Consider the following 16,670-nt stretch of genomic DNA (forward strand, 5'->3'; position numbering starts at 1 on the left):
TGCTCTTTGTCCAATCGCTGGGCATCGAGCAATTTTCAGCAGAAATTGAACTGGCTGTCTAGCGGTAAATCCCGTTATTAATGCGATCGGCACCTTCAACCAGAGCCGATTCCACATCGGTAACGGTAAAGTTGCTCAAGTTGTCTTGCAGAACTGCTTTTTGGCTGGCAGACAGACCTGGAATATCCAACACATCATCTACCTGGTCGTAAGGTGCATTCTTGACGACTAGGCTGGCGAGGGTCGGGTACATGCCTGGAAACTGTCTGAACGCCCGAAGATTGGTATTATTCAAGTCAATTTTTTTACCATACTCAGAAGCCAGCTTTTCGCTGACGGCATCCCGTACACCTTCAACTGCCAATAGGCTAGATGTCGAGGTGACGGAGTTGAACGTTAGCGAATGAACATTGGCGGCTAGTGCCCCTTGAGGCAAGGCTAACCAGCTTAGACAGCCTACGACCAGGCTAAGGACAGCGAATAGGCGAATCAATCGTTTCATAAAACCTTACCTCCCATTCCATGCCACGGAATCCATACTCGGCATTATTTATTGAGCCTATCATTTCCGGTGCCCAATCTGGCAGAGAACTCCTGTAGCCCAATCGGAGCCACGATCGTTTAACTCAGATTTTTAGTTCTCGTTTGCAGAAATAAATCCAGATCAGGAAATGTACAGGCATAGGCGATCGTCGCAGCATCATACCCCTTTAAATCCAGGGTATGCTCACTAAATAAGTTGCTTTCAGCCACCAATGCCGACAGATATTGATAGGTGGTTTTCCCAACGGCTATGTCTGCGCCGATTTGTTTCGTAGAGGTTTCCAGGCGAAAAGCCGCATTCACCGTATCGCCTAAGGCGGTATAGTCGGGACGATCGCCGCTGCCCGTATTACCGACCATGGCATACCCTGTATTGATGCCAGCGCCAATTCGCAGGGGGAAGGGGAGGGGATAAAGATTACAAAGGTCAGTGGTCATCTTATGCAGGGCACTTAAGGCATGCAATACCCGCAGCATTTCGTCACTGCTGATATCCTGGGTGCCATGAATCCAGATTGCCATAACGGCATCGCCAATATATTTATCGACCCAACTGCCATGCTCACGAATAATATCTCCGGCATGGCGAAACCAGGTGCCAATCATTTCCGAGAGAATTTTTTCGTCAAGCTGGCGCGTTAAGACTGTAAAGTTGCGGATGTCAACCACCAGCACCGAAATTAAGCGGCGCACATGCAGCGTGGCGGTGGCGGTGAATTCCTTCGAGTTCTCTGCCATGGCGGCATCGGATGTCTTTGCCGTCGGACAGTAAAATTCGAGTTCCGTTTGACCAAATGTGAGCCGATCGCCATTATGGAGTGTCACCGGAATACTAACCCGCCGCCCGTTCACAAAGGAACCATTGCGGCTGCCTAAATCGATTAGATAGTATTCTCCCGTTTCCATGCACTGCAACATGGCATGATTGCGGGAGATCCAGCGATCCGGCAGGACAAAGTTGTTATCCTCGCTGCGACCGATCGTCCAACAATTTGTGCCAGTCAGCAGCAGACGGCGATGGCCGGATTCCGTCCGAAGTAGCAAATGAGGAGCCGGTTGCAAAGTCACCACAGACTGTGAGCGTAATGATTCTTCTCTATGATGCATCCTGCCACATCTATTCATGCCAGTGTAAGGGCTAGAAGAAAAATCTTTCAACAAAATATATTAATGTTGGGATTTCTTCTAGAACCTAGCTGATGACACTACTAGATGATGATATGGCTCCCTAGTCAATCACTCATAAGGATGAGACAACGTTAGGCAGCGCATGCAGCCAGCCAGAACAAACCATCGACCAGGATCGTGCTGAGGACAGCGCCACTGAATGCCCACCAGTGTAAAGCTGGAAAGCGTTGAGTATAGAGGCTTACCCCAAACAAGATTGCTGCTAGTATAATAGCCCAACCAATCCCTGAGGGAGTTTGAATTTGGGCGATCGCAGCTTGGAAGATCGAAGGCATCATGTCCTCGCTGACCTGCATTAACTTACGCCAGTACGGAATCAGATTCAGCACATAAAAGTAAAAATCTGTCAGGGCAGTACCCAATAGGGAACCCAGATAAAAGAAGTTACCAATCTTACTGCGTTGGGTTGCGATCCCCCAGATGGCAAAGGGGAGCCCGATCGCTTCTACCGGCAGATGCAACAAGGGTTCCCACCGTAGCCAACCCCAATAGAGTGATCCTGCTAACCAGGTCCAGGTAAAGCCGAGCAGTAGATCTCCCCAGACATGGGTGCGGGGATGGGCTAACCAGCGCTGACCGAACCACCAAAGTCCTCCGGTCAATCCTAAACTGACCAGTGGTAGCGATCGGACTAAGGGTGCCTGAATAAATACCGGAACGGAAACCAGGAAAATAGCCGCCGCCAGAATTGCCCAACGGGGTTTTGCAAGAGCCGGAACCGAAGCACCTGTTCGGGGCACCTCTACTGTTAAGGGTGATGCCAGGGGATCAAGAATCTCGGCGGGGACAACCGTAGACTCGGAAGGATACAGTGGGGTAGAAGACGGTGAGTAGGAAATCAAGGGTGCAATCGCCGATGAAGATTGTCAATAATGAGTATCTACTTTACTTTATTTAACATAATGCAATCAGCCACTGGATATCAAGCCATTTTTCAATATCCCCCCCCTGGGTATACTGCTCTATGCTAGCCCAGCTAGCTCATAGTGACAAATCGGGATAGATCCGAGGGCGAGTTTTGGCTGAATGGCGACACGAGGGTTGAGGCGATCGGGCGCAAAACCGATCGGGCAGAGAGATGGCATACTAGCTACGGATAGCCCCAGGGTTGATTAAAAACCTGAGAACTGGGGCAATATCCGGTTAATCGCAGCAGTACATGGAAGAGTCAAATGGGTTCATGCCATAGATTGGGGACTAGGGAATGGAAGTATTGATGCTGAACCCAGCCGGTTCATGGAGTGGTTGGAGTGGGGTGCAAGCCCTGGTCGCAACAGTTGAATCGCCAGCAGCCGTGGAAGGCTCTAATTTGTTGATTGCAGTTCTGCAAGCCTTTGCGCTGGGAATTGTCCAGGGCATCACAGAATTTTTGCCGATTAGTAGTACGGCGCATTTATTAATTTTCAGAGATATTTTCCATTGGACTCAGCAAAAATATTTTGTTGATGCCATCCAGTTTGGCAGTGTGATTGCTGTGGTGATGTACTTCTGGCAGGATATTCGCCAAATTGTGTTAGGGGGCTGGGTCGCTTTCCGTCGCCGCGACTGGGAGCAGGAAGAATGGAAACTGTTGGTGGGGATTGCGGTCGGGACGCTACCCGCTTTGCTCATGGGATTCTTGTTGAAGGATTTAATCCCCGAAAGTCCCGCCGTGATTGCGATCGCCTCGCTCATCATGGCTTCTTTATTGGGGCTGGCAGAACGAGTGGGCACCCGGAAACGCCGCTTCCGCGATTTACAAATCCTGGATGGTTTATTAGTAGGGGTAGGACAAACCCTGGCACTGGTTCCTGGCTCATCCCGATCGGGATCGACCTTAACGGCGGCTCTTTTCTTAGGCTTAGAACGCCAAACCGCCGCCCGGTTTTCCTTTTTGCTGGGCATTCCCACTTTAACGATCGCCACCTTGTATCAAGCTCGCAAAGCCTTTGATAATCTGGACAGCCTACTGCCGATGCTGGTTGGGATTGTTTCCAGTTTCATTTTCTCCTATATTGCGATCGCCTGGTTGCTGCGATTTCTTCAGCGCCAAAGTACCTGGGTATTTGTCTGGTATCGCTTGGCATTTGGAATCACCCTCCTGTCAGCGATCGCGCTCGGGTGGCTGAAAAATAGTTAACTTAGTGGTAAGGACTGAGTATTGAGCTATCTCGATCGCTTGGTTCCAATAGCTTCTTTAGCCATGGCAGCTTCATGAGTGAGTCTTCTATTCGTCCAGCCTTAATTACGGCGGTGTTGCCCGAGTCGATCGCGGCTGAAATTGGCTTTGAAGCGGGCGATCGGCTGGTGGCAATTAATGGACAGCAGCCCAGAGACTTAATTGACTACAAGTTTCTGTGCGCTGACGAAGTGTTGGAACTGCAAGTGCTGGATGCTCAAGGCAAAACTCATACGATCGAAATCGAAAAGGATTACGACGATGATTTGGGGCTGGAGTTTGAGACGGCTTTATTTGATGGCTTGATCCAATGTAATAATCGCTGTCCGTTTTGTTTCATTGACCAGCAACCCCCCGGTAAGCGGCAGACGCTGTATTTGAAGGACGATGACTATCGCCTCAGTTTTCTATATGGCAGTTACCTGACGCTGACGAACCTGACCCAGCGCGAATGGGATCGGATTGCCCAAATGCGGTTATCGCCGTTGTATGTCTCCGTTCATGCCACTGATCCGGAGGTGCGATCGCGCTTGCTGAAAAATCCTCGGGCGGGACAAATCCTAGAGCAACTACGCTGGTTTCAAGATCATGAACTGCAAATTCATGCTCAGGTGGTGGTGTGTCCCGGCATTAACGATGGTGATTACCTGACGCAGACCTTAGTAGAGTTATCTCAGTTTCACCAGGGCGATATGCCTGCGGTCGCTTCGGTCGCAGTCGTGCCCGTCGGCTTAACTCGCTTTCGTCCGGTAGAGGATGACCTGATCCCGGTGACCCCGACAAAGGCGCAGGAGGTGATTACGCAGGTACAAACTCTGCAAACAAAATTCCGCCAACAGTTTGGCTCCACCTTTGCCTGGTTAGCCGATGAATGGTTTCTGATCGGTGGGCAGGATTTGCCGCCGGAGTCCCATTACGAGGACTATCCGCAGATTGGCAATGGGGTGGGTTCGATTCGGCAGTTTCTCAAGGCGTTTCACAAAGCGGCTCGCAAGTTGCCGAAACAATTGTCTGTGCCCCGTCGCTTAACCTGGGTGGTGGGGAATGCGGTTGAACATGCCTTCCAGCCGATCGTGCAGCGATTAAATCAGGTCGCCGGACTAGAGGTGCAATTAGTCGCGATCGCCAGTCAGTATTGGGGACAGGCAATTTCGGTAACGGGGCTAATTACCGGTCAGGATATTTTGCAAGCGCTGGAGGGGCGGGAGTTAGGCGATGCCATTTTGCTGCCTACCGTGATGCTGAAGCATGATGAAGCCAAGTTTTTAGATGATTTAACTGTGGCAGATCTCCGCGATCGCCTCCAGGTTGCGATCGTGCCGGTTGAGGGTGTGGAAGGGCTAATTGCGGCGTGTAGCAGTCCATTAACTGAGCTATCAGTGGATGCTGAGAACGAGAAGTTAGTGTAAAGTTGACCTGAGATTCCCTGGAAATTGTTTCTGTCCTATTGCTGATTGCTCAATTCTTTCATGCCGTTTGCAAACCTGTTTATTGCTGGTGGTGTCGTCATGCTGCCGCTGCTGGGGTTTTCGTTCCTGGCAGTCGCATTAATTTTGGAACGAGTGATGTTTTGGGTACGGGTGGTACGACAGCAGGATCTAGTAGTCCGGGAAGCGCTGACGTTGTATAAACGCAGTCCCAGAGCGGCATTCTTGAAGTTAGAGCAACATCCTGACTTGCCGATCGCCCGGATTTTTCTGGCGGCTTTAGAACTGGAGCAAGCCACGCCGGAGGAATTTCGTCTGGCACTAGAAAGTGCGGCTCAGGCAGAAATTCCCTTACTACGACGATTTAATACCGTGTTTGACACGATTATTAGTCTGTCGCCTTTGCTGGGATTGCTGGGTACTGTATTAGGGCTGATTCGCTCCTTTGCAGCACTGCGAATTGGTGATTTAGGCGGTGGCAATACCTTAGGGGTGAGCGCGGGAATCAGTGAAGCGCTGGTATCGACGGCGGCTGGGCTAGTCGTGGCGATCGTCACCCTGCTCTTTGCCAATACCTTCCGGGGCTTATATCGGCGGCAGATGGCATTGATTCAAGAATATGGTGGGCAACTGGAATTGCTTTATCGTCGCCATTATGAACAGCGAGGAGTGCCCTACAATGCGCCTACCGGATGACGATCTGGAGCCAACGTTTCAGATCAATATTGTGCCGATGATCGATGTGATCTTCGCGATTTTGACCTTCTTCATTATGTCGTCCCTGTTTTTGACAAAATCGACTGGGCTACCCGTCACCCTGCCGCAGGCGGCGACCGCCGAGCCCCAGGCACAAAGCCGGATTACCGTGACCATTGATCGCCAGGGACAAATTGCCTTAAATCGGCAACCGGCTCAACTGGAAGATTTACCCGCCCGCATCCGAACTCTGATGACGAATAATCAGCCCACCTTGGTGGTTGTCAGTGCCGATACCAGTGTGGATTACGGGCGGGTCGTAGCAACAATGGATCGACTACGGACGATTCCAGGCGTAAAACTGGCGATCGCGGCGCAGAAACTCTAGTCGTCTGAATGGTTATAGGGGCAACCAGATCTGCCACCTGTTTACCCCTACAGCTAGTGGAGTGAGCGATTAGCGACCGATCCCGACATAACGGAACCCGGCTTGTTCCAGCGCCTCCTGATCCAGGAAATTCCGCCCGTCGATCATAACTGGGCTGTGCATCAGTTTTGCCATCTGGACGTAATCCAGTGTCCGGAATTCCTGCCAATCCGTAACTAATACCAGGGCATCGCAACCATCAGCGAGCCGATCGGGGTCAGTCTCGACGATCACGTTTGATAAGCCGTGGCGGACTCCGGTTTGGGAAACCAGTGGATCATAGGCTTTGACGCGGGTGCCCAGGCGAGACAGATGCTCAATCATGGTTAATGCAGGAGCATCACGCAGATCATCGGTATCTGGCTTAAAGGTCAGCCCCAGTAAGCCAACCGTCTTACCTTTGAGGATCTTCAGGACTTGTTGCAGTTTTTCGACTACAATCAGCCGTTGCCGTTGGTTGACCTGCACCGCCGCCTTGAGCAATTGGGCTTCGTAGCCATAATCATCGGCGGTATGAATCAGGGCGGACACATCTTTAGGGAAGCAGGAGCCACCCCAACCAATCCCGGCTTGTAGGAACTTGCTGCCGACCCGGGAATCTAAGCCAATCCCCTTGGCGACCTGCACTACATCGGCACCGACCCGATCGCAAATGTTGGCGACTTCGTTAATAAAGCTGATTTTGGTGGCTAGGAAAGCGTTCGCGGCATATTTGATCATTTCTGCCGAACTCAAATCCGTCACCAACACAGGGACGGGAGGCAGCGATCGATTTTCGCCAAACTGCCGTTCCACGATCGGCGCATAGAGTTCTTGCATCAAGGCGATCGCTTTGGCACTGTTACTGCCTAACACAATGCGATCGGGGTTAAAGGTGTCGTAAATAGCGGCTCCTTCCCGCAGAAACTCGGGATTGCTCACCACATCAAATTCCGGTTCTGAGGACAGCGATCGCGTCAGGGTGACAACTTCACCATCGCCCATGCCAGCCATAACGGGAACTGCCTGGACATCTTCCCGCTCCGCATAGCCATCCAGCACTAGCATTCTGACCCAATCCCCTGATCCGATCGGGACAGTAGACTTGTTAACAATCACCTTATATTCCCCATTTAAATGGGCACCAATGCCCCGGGCAACCGCCTCCACATAGCGGGTATCGCTTTCCCCCGTAGGCAGGGCGGGTGTACCGACGGCAATAAACAAAATTTGTCCATGATTCACGCCAGCCGCCAGATCCGTCGTGAACTCGATGTTACCGGTATGAATTGCCGCTTGCAAAATTTCGGACAGCCCCGGCTCAAAAATGGGTGACTGTCCGGCTTTCATCAGCTTCACCTTTTCTTCGTTATTGTCTACACAGACAACCTGATGGCCGGTGTGAGCCAGACAAGCGCCAGTTACTAACCCGACATATCCAGTACCAATGACACAAACACGCATGGGGTAATCCTCTCAAAACCTTACTAGTGGTGGGGTGGCAATTGAGTAGCAAACCAGGAGATTGATAGAAACCCAAGCCAAACGGCGCGTTTCTGAACTGTTCAAGTGATGAAACCTACTGACTACTGGTAAATTCTGAGTTTGCCGATCGTAATCAGGAGAGTTCTGGTGTTAGTGGGAACTGACCCGATCCGTCGGCAGAGAAGCTTCTGGGTTACTTAACCGCGCCCGGAAGTCCGCGATCGTGCGTTCCAAGCCATCTCTGAGGGGGACAGTCGGTTCCCAACCTAACCATTCCCGGGCTCGGGTAATGTCGGGTTGCCGCCGCTTCGGGTCATCTTGGGGCAGTGGCTTAAACCGCACTTCTACCTCGGGATTGACCATTTCCTGAATCACTTGAGCCAACTCCAAAATCGTATATTCTCCAGGATTCCCCAAGTTGACGGGGCCTTGATGATCCCCGTTCATTAACCGCATCAGTCCATCGACCAGGTCAGAGACATAACAGAAACTGCGGGTTTGCGAACCATCGCCATAGACGGTCAATGGGATGCCTTTAAGTGTTTGCACAATAAAGTTACTGACGACTCGACCATCGTTCTCTTGCATCCGGGGGCCGTAGGTATTAAAAATTCGTGCCACTCGAATATCAACATTATTTTGGCGATGATAGTCAAACGCGAGGGTTTCAGCAACCCGTTTACCTTCGTCGTAACAACTGCGAATCCCGATCGTATTGACATTGCCCCGATACTCTTCAGGCTGAGGATGAATCTCTGGATCGCCATACACTTCTGACGTGGAAGCCAACAGGAATCTCGCTTTTACCCGTTTAGCTAACCCCAACATATTTAGGGTTCCGATTACATTGGTTTTAATCGTCTTGACCGGATTGTACTGATAATGGACGGGCGAAGCGGGACAAGCCAGGTGATAGATCTGATCGACTTCTAACCGAATTGGTTCGGTAATATCATGCCGAATCAGTTCAAAGTAGGGATGTTCCAGCCATTTCAAGACATTGCGTTTATGTCCAGTGAAGAAGTTATCCAGGCAGATCACCTCATGCCCTTCCAGCATCAAGCGATCGATTAAATGAGAGCCAATGAAACCTGCGCCGCCTGTAACTAGAATTCTCATAGTTAGGGATAACCTGTAGAGTTTGGGATGAATCAGTGGCACGAACTAAGGTAGCTACCCATCTATTCAGATAGGGAATGCCAATAACGGGATAAATGCTGAGATGTAGTTAGACAAGTGAGACACAGGTATACGCTAAACCAGAGCCGGGGTTGACTAAATAGCTTTCTCCGCAGTTTACCAAAACTTAATTTTTAAGTTTGAAAAATTGGTAGAACTACGGAGGACACAACACCTACTGTTCCAGGCGCAAAACTGCCATAAAGGCTTCTTGGGGTACGTCAACGGTACCGATCGCCTTCATCCGTTTTTTACCTTTAGCTTGTTTTTGCAATAATTTCTTTTTTCGGGAAATATCGCCGCCATAACATTTGGCTAACACATCTTTACGCAGAGCCGGAATATGTTCGCTGGCAATGACTTTGCTGCCGATCGCCGCCTGAATCGGAATCTTAAACTGGTGGCGGGGAATCAGTTCCTTTAACTTCTCAGTCAGTGCCCGTCCCACCCCATAGGCTTTATCGCGATGCACGATCGTCGAGAGTGGATCAACGGGATCACCATTAATCAAAATATCCAGCTTGACCAGGGGATTCTCCCGGTAGCCAATCAGTTGATATTCCATGCTGGCATAGCCCCGAGTCCGAGACTTCATTTGGTCAAAAAAGTCCGTCGCCACTTCCGCCAGCGGCAACTCATAGATCAATGTAGTCCGCTCGGGAGTGAGATACTTCATGTCTTTGAACACGCCGCGCCGATTCTGGCAGAGTTCCGTCAGGGTGCCAACAAATTCCTTCGGCGTAATCATATCGACCTGCACGTAAGGCTCTTCAATCTTCTCCCGATGCTGCGGTTCCGGCAGTTTACTGGGATTCTCGATATGAATGACCTCCCCGTCTTTGATTAACGTGACCCGGTAAACCACGGAAGGGGCAGTCGTAATCAGATCCAGGTTATATTCCCGTTCTAAGCGCTCCTGCACGATTTCCATGTGCAACAAGCCTAAGAAGCCGCATCGGAAGCCAAAGCCCATCGCGCTAGAGGTTTCTGGCTCATAGTTCAAGGCGGCATCGCTTAACTTGAGTTTTTCCAATGCCTCCCGCAAATCTTCAAACTGATCCGCGTCCGTTGGGAATAGACCGCAGAACACCATCGGTTTGGCTTCCACATAGCCGGGTAAAGGCGTGGGAGCCGGAGCGGTTGCCAGGGTAATCGTATCGCCCACCCGCGCATCCTCCACGGCTTTAATGGCGGCGGCCAGATAGCCCACTTCCCCCGCATGAAGATCATTCACCTGGACTTGATTGGGGGACAGTACGCCTAATTCGTCAATTTCGTATTCTTTGCCGGAAGCCATCAGCCGCACCCGATCGCCCTTTTTCACGGTGCCATCCATCACCCGGAAGTACACGATCACGCCGCGATAGGGATCATAGTAGCTATCAAAGATTAGGGCGCGTAAGGGGTCTGCCACGGTATCTTGAGGCGGTGGGATCAGGTGAACGATCGATTCTAGAATCTCGTTGACCCCTACGCCTTCTTTTGCCGATGCCATAATCGCCTGACTACAATCCAGCCCGACAATATCTTCAATTTCCTGCTTGACGCGATCGGGTTCGGCTCCCGGTAGGTCAATTTTATTCAGCACTGGGATGATTTCCAGGTCATGTTCCAGCGCCAGATAGACATTTGCCAGAGTTTGGGCTTCTACCCCCTGGGAGGCATCTACGACTAGCAGTGCCCCTTCACAGGCTGCCAGCGATCGCGACACTTCATAGGAGAAATCCACATGTCCCGGAGTATCGATCAAATTCAGGACATACTTCTCGCCATCCTGAGCGGTATAGTTCATCCGAGCCGCTTGCAGCTTAATCGTAATCCCCCGTTCTCGCTCCAGTTCCATATTGTCAAGGAACTGTTCCTTCATCTCCCGTGCCTGGACTGTCCCAGTGACTTGCAGCAATCGATCTGCCAGGGTGGACTTGCCATGATCAATATGGGCAATGATTGAAAAATTCCGAATTCGGGAAACGGGCACCTCAGTCATACAGTGGCTCACTCAGCTAACAAAGCTAAACAAAATGGCTCAATTTTTCCGGTAGATCTTGAACTTAAAGTACCCTATCTATATACAATCCCCATCCTATGGGGGAATATCTGGGCAATTGGGGGTAGCAAGAATACTGACCTTTAAGTATTGTAATGCTTTCCCACCGGGCAACATGGTGCTGGATGAACTCTCCTCCCTGGTTAAATGTTCTGATGGATGCTTGCAGCTAGATTAGTAAAATTAATCGTGAAAGTATTAGGATGGGGTCACTTAAACTTGGGAGTATTTGTCTGCTAACCCATACCAGGAAGATGGATCGTCTCTGCGATCGCCCTCCTGGAAACCAGAAGTATAAGGGATAATCTACCCAGTTTCTTTCTTAACCTGCATCTCTAAACCTGTGATTTATGAATGAGCCGCTTGTCCATTCCCATACCACCTCGGAAAAGATAGAACTTGCTATTCATATCGACTCTGATCTGCTGGCACAAATTAAACATCTGACCAATGATCCCAGTAAAGTGATTGAAGTCGCTGTGCGTCAGTGGCTCAGAAATGAAATGCGTCGAGATGATGAACTGACTCGTGACCTTCAGCGTAACCCTCCCGTTCCACCCCGAGGTGAATGGAACGACTAGGGCAATGTTCTAACCCGCAGCCGCAATGTGTAATGGTTTCTTCTGCTGATTTCCATCGTTCCCTGTCCTCAGGTTTAGATGCCAACGCCGAGCCGAACCCTCGACAGGAGCGTTCAGCCGAGCCAGTGAATGACCCCGATCGTCTGGCTTCGGCTCCTAGCTCCGATCGCTACCTGAAGCTATTGAACCAAATTGCCTGGAATATCCGGCGCACGTTGGATTTACCCACGATCTGGCAACAAACGGTGGAAGGGTTAGGGCAAGCCCTCAGTGCCAGTCGGTGTATTATCTGTGCCTATGAACCGGATGCACCGACGGTGAAAGTGGTTGCCGAGTATTGCCAGGAACCACTCCCTTCTATGCTGGAACTGGAGTTTTGGATCCATGAAGAACCGGAATTGCATCAGGCGATCGCGGAGTTAATGCCGATCTGTATTGCACCTGCCCCCAGTCCTGCTCCCAAAATCGTTGAGCGAGACAATCAAGTTCCTGCCGAGCCATCTGCGCCTAAATTACGGGATTTTTGTCAGCGACCGGCGTTAATGGTGGCAACCTGTCATCAAGATGCGCCCAATGGGTTGTTGATGTTATTTCAGGATCAGCCATCGCGCCCCTGGCTGGCAGAGGAACTGGAGTTTGTGCATGAATTGGCGGATCAAGTCGGAACGGCGATCGCCCATGCTAACTTAATTGCGGCGAGTCAATCCCTGGCGACGGAGTTGCAACGCGCTAATAGTAATTTTTTACAAAAGCACCGGGAGTTGGAAGAAGCTCGCTGTCAAGCGGAGGAAGCCTCCCGGCTGAAAAGCGAGTTTTTGGCAAATACGTCCCACGAAATCCGGACTCCCCTCAATGGCATGATCGGCTTTCTGAAGCTGATTATTGATGGCATGGCAGATGATCCGGAGGAGCAAACGGAGTTTATCCGGGGTGCCTACGATTGTGCTTTGCACCTGCTGAATATCATTAATGACATTCTGGATCTGGCTAAAATTGAAGCCGGAAAACTTCAGATTGAACTGAGTCCAGTCAAGTTAGATGAGTTGCTCGATCGGGTCGAGAATTCGACTCGCGCTCAGGTACAGCAAAAGAATCTCAGTTTCGAGATCCAAAAACCGCCTACGGACGATGAGATTATTCTGTACGGCAACTATCAACGTTTGCTTCAAGTGATGTTGAACCTGGTAGGCAATGCGATCAAATTTACCCATGAAGGTGGGGTGACGATCGGGGTCGAGATTCTTAAAAAGAAAGTGGTCGTCCAAAACCAGGAATGTCCTGGGATTGTGCGAGTTCGGGTGGCGGATACAGGGATTGGAGTGTCGCTCGACAAGCAAGATAAGCTGTTTCAATCCTTTAGCCAGGTCGATGGCTCCCGGACGCGGCAGTACGGTGGTACGGGGTTAGGCTTGGCGATTTCCCAAAAGCTGGTGGAAGCGATGGGGGGCGTGGTCAACTTTTACAGTATGGGGGAAGGCTTAGGCTCAACTGTGACGTTTACGGTGCCGCTCTATCAAGATCCGGTGATGGTGACCTCCCAAACAAGCGATACGTTGGATTTGCTGTTGTAACAGGGGCGATCACCCGGAATGACCGCGATCGCCTGCTTTGACGCTTAACTCTGTAATAGGTGATGTGGCATCCGGATCGCCCTCATCCCCAACCCTTCTCCCACGGGGAGAAGGGAGCCGGATTGAACATTCTTTTCTCGCTTGGGGAGAGAGATTAAGAGTGAGGGCAAGTGTACTACTTTTTATCGGTCAGATCGCCAACTTTGCTAGCTGGATTTGCACACTGTAGTTGTCATTCTGGTGTGGAATGACTAAAATAGAGAAAGGAACGCGAGGGAAGCGAAGTCCTCCAAGTTGAGAGTTCCCTACGTCTCCAGCCACTCTCTCAATGTAGTGTTTTCACGCTACATCCTGGTAAAAGTTTTATGCAAATTGGTCGTTTTTTCTCACTGTCCGAAGGACGGGTGGGGCAATTCCTCTCGCCGAGAGTTCTGCTGGTTCGGACTCCGTTTCGTCCCTTAGCTCGGCAACAGGAAGTCTGCTATTTCGGCTTCGATCGCCTGAATCAAGCCCAAAAATTTACTCAAAATCTGGCGCTAGCTGGCTATTCCTTTCAGCTTCGGCGCAGTCAAGTCATGCCTCAACCCTATGAGGTGCGCTTGCCGGGACACCGCGATTTAGCTCGTACCCTGGCGTATTGGGATCGACTCGATCGCCAGCAAACCCAAGCGAATCCAGCCTCTGAACGGCGGCATCCTGGCACGTCGCCCTTAGCGGCTTAATTCCTCCGATATCCTTGCAGCCGTTGTGATTTTCCACTACAATAGTACACAGGTACTAACGATTCAAGTTCTTGACCTATGACTAAGCACTATATCCTCAGCCTCGATCCCAATGCCAAGTATGAGTGGGATCGTTGTACTCTCCGCGACCCGATCACGGCAGAACACCCGGCTCTGGCAGATCTGGTTGCTCAGGCAGTTGGTGAGCAGTCGGGTTCCTATCTGGTTGCCCTCAATATTCAAGTGACGGTGCTGGAGCAAGCGAATCCCCAAACCGATCGTCTGCCTAACTCGGCAGTAGAGGCGATTCCCAGTCGTTCGCCACTGCCGCAATTTGCTGAACTGGTTGCCTAACCACCCGATCGGCAATGATTTTCCACGACCACTCTGCTACTCCCAAGGAAGATTGTTATGAAGCTTAGTATGAGTCAGTATCCCAGTGCGATCGCCCAAGCTTCGCAAGCAGTGAATGAGATCGAACATCAAATTATGGAAGTCCGCCAGCACATTGCCCGTCTGGAAGGTAGTGCTGATATGGTGGTGGCGTTTGAAACGGCTTTAAAGAACGATAATCAGCGACGGGCGCGGCGGTTTGAAGTGCTTCAGGTCAACCCAGAATATCAACGGGCGTATGATGCCTTGAATCGTCTCTCTACCGAGAAAGCGAATGCGATGGCACGGTTAGAACATCTGCGGAATGAGTTTAGTGTGGCGAAACTAGAAGCCCAGATGAAAATCGCCCAACAGCTTGTCGGTCTGGAATCCCGCGAATTAGTGGGACTGTAAGCGATCGCTCCCATCCATTCTCATCCCCTTGTCACTCATTGGACACCAAACGATGGGCAAGGGGATTTTATGTGTTGAGTGGGCGATCGCTGTGGCAAAATGAACGGGCACTTTCTGCGATAGCAGAATTGAACCAACAAAAAAGTGACCCTCGCCGCCTGGGGAAAGTCACTCAATCGATTCAAGTTCTGCATTCAAGACTACTGGAAGCAAGCGGATTTATGCAAGGACGTGTGGTGGAGTTGATTCGGGAGTTGATGCAGGCACAACGGCTGAGTATCCGCAAAATTTCTGCCCGGATTGCCCAGGAATATGGCGGTAGTGAAATGGGCTACACCCAGCAAATCAACCGGATTTTGAACGATCCAGATTACGATCCCAGCTTCTCAACGGTGCAAAAGATCCTGTTTGCCTTAAATTATTCGATCTGGCAGGGCACGCCGATCGCCGATTTGACCCGGTTAGAACAACGCCTTGATCAGATGAGCGGGGAAATTGCCGATCTAAAGCAGATTGTTAGCACTCTCCGATCGCGATCGGACTAAAATTTTCCATTGAGTCTGCCACTATTGTCTAAACCGGATGTCTACTGATCCCTATGCCTGGATCGATCACGCTCTGACGACGATTCATCGAGCCGATTGGTATCGCTCGGTGAAATCGATCCACGGTCGCTCGGGTGCGATCGTCAATCTGGATGGTCAAGCATTAGTCAACTTTGCTAGTAATGATTATCTGGGATTGGCAAGCGACGATCGCTTAATTGAAGCGGCGATCGCCGCCACTCGGGAGTACGGTACAGGGAGTACAGGCTCACGCTTAATTACCGGACATCGTCCCTTGCACCAAGCCTTGGAACAGGCGATCGCCCAACTGAAACAAACCGAAGATGCTGTAGTCTTCAGTTCCGGTTATCTGGCGAATATTGGTACTATTAGTGCCTTAGTCGGCAAGCGCGATTTGATTCTGGCTGACCAATACAACCATTCCAGCCTCAAAAAAGGGGCAATTCTCAGTGGGGCAACGATCGTCGAATATCGGCACAACGATCGGCAACAGGTCAAGGAATGCTTGCAGCAGCATCGCGATCGCTACCGTCGTTGTCTGCTCCTGACCGATAGTGTGTTTAGTATGGATGGCGATCTCTGTCCCTTACCCCAACTGCTGGATTTAGCCGAGCAATTTGACAGCATGATGCTGATTGATGAAGCCCATGCTACGGGAGTCTTGGGGCAGACTGGAGCGGGATGCGTGGAGCATTTTGGTTGTACTGGCAGACCCCTGATTCAAATGGGCACGTTAAGTAAAGCCTTGGGCAGTTTGGGTGGTTATGTGGCGGGTTCAGCCACGCTAATTGACTTCCTGCGGAATCGTGCCCCGAGTTGGATTTACACCACAGGGCTATCCCCGGCAGATACGGCGGCAGCTTTAGCCGCGATCGCGATCATTCAGCAAACTCCCACGCTCCGGAGTCAACTCTGGCAAAATGTTCGCACCTTGCAACAGGAATTAAATCAGGCGTTACCAGATCTGCCGGCAAATTGGCTGCGGCTGCCCTCTGAATCACCAATTCTTTGTTTGCAAGTCGATCAACCCGCCACGGTTCTTCAGGTAGGACAAGCGTTGCAAGCCGCCGGTTTTTTTGTGCCAGCGATTCGTCCGCCGACGGTGCCAACCAGTCGGTTGCGCCTGACTGTGATGGCAACCCATCAACCGGAGCAGTTACAGCAGGTGGCGATCGCCCTCAGCCACGCGATCGCAAATTTGTCCTCTTAAATCCATTGATTTTTCTACAAAATTAGTTAAATCTGGTATGTAGGGAGACAGACAATTCGCTAATTGTTTGATATGCCAGATCGCTATTCAACCAAAGCCCCCAAA

General features: G+C 50.8%; 17 protein-coding genes. 11 read left to right on the plus strand and 6 right to left on the minus strand.

The window, feature by feature from the left end; genetic code table 11:
- Positions 1-58: 58 nt before the first annotated feature.
- From psbU to ACN4EK_RS15380, 3 genes are all read right to left on the minus strand, one after another.
- On the minus strand, positions 59-502 hold the full coding sequence (gene psbU, locus ACN4EK_RS15370) for a photosystem II complex extrinsic protein PsbU (protein ID WP_431658874.1): 444 nt from the start codon (positions 500-502) through the stop codon (positions 59-61).
- 119 nt (positions 503-621) lie between these two features.
- A complete protein-coding gene (locus ACN4EK_RS15375; RefSeq protein ID WP_431658875.1) occupies positions 622-1,611 on the minus strand; it encodes an FHA domain-containing protein in 990 nt (329 codons plus the stop codon).
- A gap of 191 nt (positions 1,612-1,802) precedes the next feature.
- Positions 1,803-2,573, minus strand: a complete 771-nt coding sequence (locus tag ACN4EK_RS15380) for a DUF3120 domain-containing protein (protein WP_431658876.1) — start codon at positions 2,571-2,573, stop codon at positions 1,803-1,805.
- Between the two features lie 374 nt (positions 2,574-2,947).
- Between ACN4EK_RS15380 and ACN4EK_RS15385 the strand changes: the two genes are divergently transcribed.
- The 4 genes from ACN4EK_RS15385 to ACN4EK_RS15400 all read left to right on the plus strand — a co-directional run bounded on the left by ACN4EK_RS15385 (position 2,948) and on the right by ACN4EK_RS15400 (position 6,400).
- Positions 2,948-3,850: an undecaprenyl-diphosphate phosphatase gene (locus ACN4EK_RS15385; RefSeq protein ID WP_431658877.1), complete on the plus strand. Its 903-nt coding sequence runs from the start codon at positions 2,948-2,950 to the stop codon at positions 3,848-3,850.
- 74 nt (positions 3,851-3,924) lie between these two features.
- Positions 3,925-5,298 (plus strand): TIGR03279 family radical SAM protein, encoded by a 1,374-nt coding sequence (locus tag ACN4EK_RS15390; protein ID WP_431658878.1) that lies wholly within the window; start codon positions 3,925-3,927, stop codon positions 5,296-5,298.
- Positions 5,299-5,358: 60 nt separating this feature from the next.
- Positions 5,359-6,012, plus strand: coding sequence for a MotA/TolQ/ExbB proton channel family protein (locus tag ACN4EK_RS15395; RefSeq protein ID WP_431658879.1), 654 nt, complete (start codon positions 5,359-5,361; stop codon positions 6,010-6,012).
- On the plus strand, positions 5,996-6,400 hold the full coding sequence (locus tag ACN4EK_RS15400) for an ExbD/TolR family protein (RefSeq protein ID WP_431658880.1): 405 nt from the start codon (positions 5,996-5,998) through the stop codon (positions 6,398-6,400). The genes ACN4EK_RS15395 and ACN4EK_RS15400 overlap by 17 nt, the downstream gene beginning before the upstream one ends.
- 69 nt (positions 6,401-6,469) lie before the next feature.
- On the opposite strand, the gene ACN4EK_RS15405 is transcribed toward ACN4EK_RS15400, so the two are convergent.
- The 3 genes from ACN4EK_RS15405 to lepA form a co-directional block, all read right to left on the minus strand.
- Entirely contained in the window at positions 6,470-7,882 is a 1,413-nt protein-coding gene (locus ACN4EK_RS15405) for a UDP-glucose dehydrogenase family protein (protein ID WP_431658881.1), read from the minus strand.
- A 171-nt stretch (positions 7,883-8,053) separates the two neighbouring features.
- A complete protein-coding gene (locus tag ACN4EK_RS15410) occupies positions 8,054-9,022 on the minus strand; it encodes a UDP-glucuronic acid decarboxylase family protein (protein WP_431658882.1) in 969 nt (322 codons plus the stop codon).
- 235 nt (positions 9,023-9,257) lie between these two features.
- Positions 9,258-11,069 carry a translation elongation factor 4 gene (lepA, locus tag ACN4EK_RS15415; RefSeq protein ID WP_431658883.1) on the minus strand — a complete coding sequence of 604 codons (1,812 nt, stop codon included), beginning with the start codon at positions 11,067-11,069 and terminating at the stop codon, positions 9,258-9,260.
- Between the two features lie 410 nt (positions 11,070-11,479).
- Here lepA and ACN4EK_RS15420 point away from each other — a divergent pair, with 410 nt between their 5' ends.
- The 7 genes from ACN4EK_RS15420 (at position 11,480) to bioF (ending at position 16,565) form a co-directional block, all read left to right on the plus strand.
- Positions 11,480-11,710 carry a hypothetical protein gene (locus tag ACN4EK_RS15420; RefSeq protein WP_431658884.1) on the plus strand — a complete coding sequence of 77 codons (231 nt, stop codon included), beginning with the start codon at positions 11,480-11,482 and terminating at the stop codon, positions 11,708-11,710.
- Between the two features lie 32 nt (positions 11,711-11,742).
- Positions 11,743-13,281 carry an ATP-binding protein gene (locus tag ACN4EK_RS15425; protein WP_431658885.1) on the plus strand — a complete coding sequence of 513 codons (1,539 nt, stop codon included), beginning with the start codon at positions 11,743-11,745 and terminating at the stop codon, positions 13,279-13,281.
- 365 nt (positions 13,282-13,646) lie between these two features.
- Entirely contained in the window at positions 13,647-14,003 is a 357-nt protein-coding gene (locus tag ACN4EK_RS15430) for a hypothetical protein (protein WP_431658887.1), read from the plus strand.
- Between the two features lie 78 nt (positions 14,004-14,081).
- The gene (locus tag ACN4EK_RS15435) at positions 14,082-14,357 is read left to right on the plus strand and encodes a hypothetical protein (RefSeq protein ID WP_431658888.1); all 276 of its coding nucleotides are present in this window, start codon (positions 14,082-14,084) and stop codon (positions 14,355-14,357) included.
- 57 nt (positions 14,358-14,414) lie between these two features.
- Complete coding sequence (locus ACN4EK_RS15440) at positions 14,415-14,789, plus strand: hypothetical protein (protein ID WP_431658889.1); 375 nt, start codon at positions 14,415-14,417, stop codon at positions 14,787-14,789.
- Positions 14,790-14,827: 38 nt separating this feature from the next.
- Positions 14,828-15,334: a hypothetical protein gene (locus tag ACN4EK_RS15445; RefSeq protein ID WP_431658890.1), complete on the plus strand. Its 507-nt coding sequence runs from the start codon at positions 14,828-14,830 to the stop codon at positions 15,332-15,334.
- Positions 15,335-15,371: 37 nt separating this feature from the next.
- On the plus strand, positions 15,372-16,565 hold the full coding sequence (gene bioF / locus ACN4EK_RS15450; protein WP_431658891.1) for an 8-amino-7-oxononanoate synthase: 1,194 nt from the start codon (positions 15,372-15,374) through the stop codon (positions 16,563-16,565).
- The last annotated feature ends 105 nt before the right edge of the window (positions 16,566-16,670 follow it).

Origin of the sequence: Pantanalinema rosaneae CENA516 (assembly GCF_050753385.1) — a bacterium.
Lineage (GTDB): Bacteria > Cyanobacteriota > Cyanobacteriia > Leptolyngbyales > Leptolyngbyaceae > Pantanalinema > Pantanalinema rosaneae.

Bases quoted from the DNA above. Each gene is read 5' to 3' on its own strand.
- psbU (WP_431658874.1), bottom strand. From the start codon at position 502: ATGAAACGATTGATTCGCCTATTCGCTGTCCTTAGCCTGGTCGTAGGC.
- ACN4EK_RS15385 (WP_431658877.1), top strand. From the start codon at position 2,948: ATGCTGAACCCAGCCGGTTCATGGAGTGGTTGGAGTGGGGTGCAAGCC.
- ACN4EK_RS15390 (WP_431658878.1), top strand. From the start codon at position 3,925: ATGAGTGAGTCTTCTATTCGTCCAGCCTTAATTACGGCGGTGTTGCCC.
- ACN4EK_RS15395 (WP_431658879.1), top strand. From the start codon at position 5,359: ATGCCGTTTGCAAACCTGTTTATTGCTGGTGGTGTCGTCATGCTGCCG.
- ACN4EK_RS15400 (WP_431658880.1), top strand. From the start codon at position 5,996: ATGCGCCTACCGGATGACGATCTGGAGCCAACGTTTCAGATCAATATT.
- ACN4EK_RS15405 (WP_431658881.1), bottom strand. From the start codon at position 7,882: ATGCGTGTTTGTGTCATTGGTACTGGATATGTCGGGTTAGTAACTGGC.
- ACN4EK_RS15410 (WP_431658882.1), bottom strand. From the start codon at position 9,022: ATGAGAATTCTAGTTACAGGCGGCGCAGGTTTCATTGGCTCTCATTTA.
- lepA (WP_431658883.1), bottom strand. From the start codon at position 11,069: ATGACTGAGGTGCCCGTTTCCCGAATTCGGAATTTTTCAATCATTGCC.
- ACN4EK_RS15420 (WP_431658884.1), top strand. From the start codon at position 11,480: ATGAATGAGCCGCTTGTCCATTCCCATACCACCTCGGAAAAGATAGAA.
- ACN4EK_RS15425 (WP_431658885.1), top strand. From the start codon at position 11,743: ATGGTTTCTTCTGCTGATTTCCATCGTTCCCTGTCCTCAGGTTTAGAT.
- ACN4EK_RS15430 (WP_431658887.1), top strand. From the start codon at position 13,647: ATGCAAATTGGTCGTTTTTTCTCACTGTCCGAAGGACGGGTGGGGCAA.
- ACN4EK_RS15435 (WP_431658888.1), top strand. From the start codon at position 14,082: ATGACTAAGCACTATATCCTCAGCCTCGATCCCAATGCCAAGTATGAG.
- ACN4EK_RS15440 (WP_431658889.1), top strand. From the start codon at position 14,415: ATGAAGCTTAGTATGAGTCAGTATCCCAGTGCGATCGCCCAAGCTTCG.
- bioF (WP_431658891.1), top strand. From the start codon at position 15,372: ATGTCTACTGATCCCTATGCCTGGATCGATCACGCTCTGACGACGATT.